Genomic DNA, 4,600 nt, shown 5'->3' on the forward strand with positions numbered 1-4,600 from the left:
ACGCGTCAATAGCTAGTCTATTGCAAGTGAATTTAACGCAGTACCCGCGAAAAAAGGCCGTTTGAAACATATTCATTAAACCGAATTGAGGTTAAATAATTTACTAATCAGTTAAAATAATAAATTAGGTAAAAACAAAACAATCGATGGAAATATTGCCAGCAATACCACCAAAAAAATCACCGCAGCAAAAAACGGTAACGCTGCTTTTAAATATTCGGAAGTTGAGCAATTTAAAATATTACAAACCGCATACATAGCGACACCAACTGGCGGAGTTGTGCCGCCAAATGTGACCATAATCATCATTAAAATGCCAAAATGAACCGGATCAATACCCACCGACTGCACCATAGGCACTAAAATCGGCGTTAATAATAAAACTGTCACTGTGCCTTCCATCACAATGCCAACACATAACAATAAAAACAGCGCAATTAACATCACCAATAAAGGTTGTTGGGTGAGTCCCATCATGGTTTCGGTTATGCTGACGGGTAATTGCTCATACGCCACCATATAGCCAATCACTCCAGAAGCTAAAATAATCAGCATTATCATGCCGATATCAGAAACACTTTCATGCAGCGACTCAACCACTTGTTTGATGGTTAAAGTGCGATAGGCCAGTTTCCCAACCACACAAGCATAAATAACCGCAAATGCACCGGCTTCTGATGGTGTAAAAATGCCAAAGCGAATCGTTACAATTAAAATAACCGGAAATAACAAAGCCCATTTACAGTCATTCATCGCTGTAATAATTTGCTTAAATTGAGGTTTGCTCGCGCCTTCGGATTTAAATCCTGATTTTTTCGCCTGCCAATACACCACCAACATTAAAATTAAGGTTAATAAAACACCCGGAATTAAACCGGCAATAAATAACTTACCAATTGAAACATTGCCAATATAACCATATAAAATCAGGCCAATACTCGGTGGGATACAGGCCGTAATGAGTGCACTCACGGTAATCGCCGCGGCGCTAAAGCCTTTGCTTAAACCCGAATCCTGCATAGGTTTGCCCAAAATACGCGATTGCATGGCCGCATCAGCAATAGCCGAACCTGAAACCCCGCCCATCAGCGCACTTAATACAATGGTCACATGCGCTAAGCCACCGGAAATCCAAGCCACTAATAAATTAGAAAAATAAATTAAACGCTGGGTAATGCCGGAGTGATTCATAATATGTCCGGCAAGAATAAAAAACGGTACCGCTAATAACGGAAAACTCTGGCTTGCCGCTACCATACGCTGCACAGCAACCACCATAGGCAAACTGTCGGCTGAGATAAAATAAACAAATCCACTCACCAGTAAACTAAATGCCAGCGGTAAACCTAAGAGCAATAACACAATAAAAATTAAAAATATCATAGCTGCTCTCCGCCTGTTTTGCCTGACTTGATTGGCTCTGGGGCTTGGCTTTGCAATAATTTTTGTAAATGCGGCGGCATTTCAAGCAAATCGCCAAATTGCTCTGGCTTATACCAATATATCCATAAGTCTTTGCTTTGAAAAATCAAAGTAATCATCATCAATCCTGCGCCAACGGGCATAGCAGCAGTTACCAAGGCATAAGGCAAGTCTGTACTGCCTAATGTCCTTAGCGGATTGAGCAATACCAGTTCAATTCCATATATCAACACAGCGAATAAGCAGGCAATGCTGATCATATTCAATAGCCCAGCTAACTTAATTCTATTTTTGAGTTGTAATTTATTAAAAAACACATCCAGCTTGGCATGATTGCCTTGCTTTAATGCTTGATCCGATCCCAACACCGCCAACCAAACAAATAATAACTGAGCAAAATCAACCGACCAGATAATCGGGTAACCCAGTGTACGCATAACCGCTGCCGCAAAGACTAAAACAACAATTAAAAACAATAATAAAGCGGTAATCTGACGCTCCAGTTTATTCCACATGCAAACCTCCGTCAGATGCTTGGGTATGCTGGTCTAAATAGGTCTGTATTTGTTGGTGTAAATCCTGATATCCTAAATTTTTATACACAACCGACGTTGCAACTTTAAAAGGCGTTTTATCCAATTCGATAATTTCAACACCCTGCTCGGTTAACGTTTGTTCAATTTCGGCTTCTTTTTGTTTAACCAGACTTGTCGCAAACAAACCTGCCTGCTGAGCGGCATTAATTACAATATTTTGTTGAGCGATGGTCAGCTTTTCAAACCACTGGTTACTGGCAACCAGACCAGAGATTAAATTGATATGACCGGTTTTATTAATATAAGAAATCACCTCATATAAACGTGCGCCATAAGTGCCGGCATGTTGAGCCTCAGCACCATCAATGACTTTTTGTTGTAAACCACTATAAACTTCTGCCCAACTGAGCGGAGTTGGCGTTGCCCCCATTGCTTTAATGGTTTCAATCCAAACCGGTGCGCCAATGGTGCGTAAACGAATTCCAGACAAATCAGCCGGTTTTTTGACTATTTTATTGGCTAAAATATGACGCTCTCCCTGCCACCAGTTAAAAGCCAAAATTTTAATGCCGGATTGTTTTGCCAAAGCGGCTGACCAAGCTGCAAACATGGGAGAATTAACTAAAGTTTCTAGCTGATTAATGTTGTCCAGCAAATATGGCGCACCTAAAATGCCCATTTCATCCTGATAAAACGATAAGCGACCGCCATCAACCAATACGGCAACATGCGCTCCTGCCATGGCTTGCTCTAAAATATCATTGTCATTACCTAACTGAGAGCCAATAAAAATACGGATTTTAAGCTCACCACCACTTTTATTCTCAACCAGTTGTTTAAATTTAACCAAGCCCAAATACATAGGATCGCTCTGGCTCAGCGAAGTCACAACATTAAGCTGACTATTCGCATACGCTTGCGAGCAGATTAACCCAGTTAAATACACCAGACTTATCAATAACTTTGAAATTTTTAGCATATCAATTGATACCACCAATACTTGTATACAAGTTTATATAGTCAAAATATACATAAGATAATAAATAAATACTAGTTTTATTTATTCGTTTTTATTAATGTTTAAGCTCTGTTGAGCTTTGAGTAGATAAACAGAGCTTTAGCATATTGAACTTTTATCAGGTAAAACAAATTAATGGCTGTAAATTTAAACCCGACCTCTGAACCCGTTTTTACTTATTTGCATGAACAAATTATCTCAATGCAAATTTTGCCGGGACAAAAATTGTCGGAAAATTCTCTATCGAAACAATTTCAAGTAAGCCGCACTCCAATTCGGGAAGTGATAGCCAAACTGGTGAGTTTGGGACTGGTTGAAGTAAAAGTAAAAAGTGGTACTTTTGTTTCTAAACTCAGTATAGAAAAAATTACCGAGGCTCAATTTATTCGTGAAGCAATTGAAACGGCAATCGTCAGCAAAGTCGCCAGCGCCAAACCACAAAAAACCATTGTAGAGTGTGAAGAAATTATTGAGCAACAGCGCATTGCCGCGGCAGAAAACCATGCCATAAAATTTCAATATTTAGATGATAAGTTTCATCAAACACTGGCTGATTTTACTGGGTTTGATCGCGCTGCCAGTATTATTCAATTTGAAAAAGCACATTTAGATCGAGTCAGAAATTTAAGCCTGAAAGAATTTGGCGGCCAATACGACAGAGTATTAACTCAACATAAGCAAATACTTAATGCAATTAAACAGCAAAATCCACAGCAGGCCGCTGAATATATGGCGCTGCATACCCGCGAAATATTAACTGTGCTTGAGCAGATAAAAGCCAAACATGCTGATTATTTTTAACAGCTCAAAATCAATAATTAAGGAGCTATTATGAACCCCTGGATTGACTGGGTTAAACAAATTCAAGCCATTGCTCAGGCTGGAAAAACCTATGGCAAAGACCAATACGATCAACAAAGATACGCGCAACTTGCTGAGATTTCACAGCAAATGTACGCTCATTTAAGTAGTGCTCCTATTGAACAGGTTAAACAAATCTTTATCCCAGAAACCGGCTACCCTACCCCAAAAATAGATTTAAGAGCGGCAGTTATTAAAAATGATAAAATTTTATTAGTCAAAGAGCGTGAAGATAATGGCTGGACTATGCCGGGCGGCTGGGCAGATGTATGTGAAACTGCATCTAACGGGGTTGTTCGGGAAGTATTAGAAGAGTCGGGCTACATTGTTGAAAAACCAAGACTTATTCGCATAAAAGACAGAGCAATTCACGATTATCAACCTGAATACCCGTTTCATATTTATAAGTTTTTCTTTTTATGTGAGCTAACCGGTGGTGAAGCTAAAACCAATATAGAAGTATCGGAAATTGACTTTTTTGGAATAGATGAAATCCCGCCACTCTCCAGCGGCCGAACATCCAAAGCGGATATCCAAATGGCTTTTGATCATTTTTATCGCCCACAACAAAGCGTATTGGTTGATTAACCCTCGCTTAATCAAATCACTTTCTAAAGTTTAAGCAGAAGTCAGCGAATTCTGCTTAGCTTTGTTTTTTAATCTAATTACTAGGGTCTGTTGACGTTTGATGTACAAATTTTGTTCTAACTAAATGCTTTTTAATCGAGGCGCAGCATTGAAGGCCTAATGGGTTAAGTCTAAA

The 4,600-nt window shown here is 39.3% G+C and carries 5 protein-coding genes; 2 read left to right on the forward strand and 3 right to left on the reverse strand.

Translation table 11 applies throughout. The features are described from left to right. Positions 1-111 precede the first annotated feature (111 nt). From N7931_RS19000 to N7931_RS19010, 3 genes are read right to left on the reverse strand one after another with little or no spacing between them, the layout of a single operon-like run. Positions 112-1,383, reverse strand: a complete 1,272-nt coding sequence (locus N7931_RS19000) for a TRAP transporter large permease (protein ID WP_262795916.1) — start codon at positions 1,381-1,383, stop codon at positions 112-114. Beyond that, positions 1,380-1,937, reverse strand: a complete 558-nt coding sequence (locus N7931_RS19005) for a TRAP transporter small permease (RefSeq protein WP_262795917.1) — start codon at positions 1,935-1,937, stop codon at positions 1,380-1,382. Before N7931_RS19005 ends, N7931_RS19000 begins: the two co-directional genes overlap by 4 nt. Continuing rightward, a complete protein-coding gene (locus tag N7931_RS19010) occupies positions 1,927-2,937 on the reverse strand; it encodes a C4-dicarboxylate TRAP transporter substrate-binding protein (protein WP_262795918.1) in 1,011 nt (336 codons plus the stop codon). The genes N7931_RS19005 and N7931_RS19010 overlap by 11 nt, the downstream gene beginning before the upstream one ends. 174 nt (positions 2,938-3,111) lie before the next feature. On the opposite strand from N7931_RS19010, the gene N7931_RS19015 reads away from it, so the two are divergent. Then, positions 3,112-3,777 carry a GntR family transcriptional regulator gene (locus tag N7931_RS19015; RefSeq protein ID WP_262795919.1) on the forward strand — a complete coding sequence of 222 codons (666 nt, stop codon included), beginning with the start codon at positions 3,112-3,114 and terminating at the stop codon, positions 3,775-3,777. Positions 3,778-3,807: 30 nt separating this feature from the next. Then, positions 3,808-4,425: an NUDIX hydrolase gene (locus N7931_RS19020; RefSeq protein ID WP_262795920.1), complete on the forward strand. Its 618-nt coding sequence runs from the start codon at positions 3,808-3,810 to the stop codon at positions 4,423-4,425. Positions 4,426-4,600 lie beyond the last annotated feature (175 nt).

This window comes from Catenovulum sp. 2E275, from assembly GCF_025515275.1.
GTDB lineage: Bacteria > Pseudomonadota > Gammaproteobacteria > Enterobacterales > Alteromonadaceae > Catenovulum.

What these genes read in the sequence shown, in the direction of transcription:
- N7931_RS19000 (WP_262795916.1), bottom strand. Translation starts at nt 1,383, where the DNA reads ATGATATTTTTAATTTTTATTGTGTTATTGCTCTTAGGTTTACCGCTG.
- N7931_RS19005 (WP_262795917.1), bottom strand. Translation starts at nt 1,937, where the DNA reads ATGTGGAATAAACTGGAGCGTCAGATTACCGCTTTATTATTGTTTTTA.
- N7931_RS19010 (WP_262795918.1), bottom strand. Translation starts at nt 2,937, where the DNA reads ATGCTAAAAATTTCAAAGTTATTGATAAGTCTGGTGTATTTAACTGGG.
- N7931_RS19015 (WP_262795919.1), top strand. Translation starts at nt 3,112, where the DNA reads ATGGCTGTAAATTTAAACCCGACCTCTGAACCCGTTTTTACTTATTTG.
- N7931_RS19020 (WP_262795920.1), top strand. Translation starts at nt 3,808, where the DNA reads ATGAACCCCTGGATTGACTGGGTTAAACAAATTCAAGCCATTGCTCAG.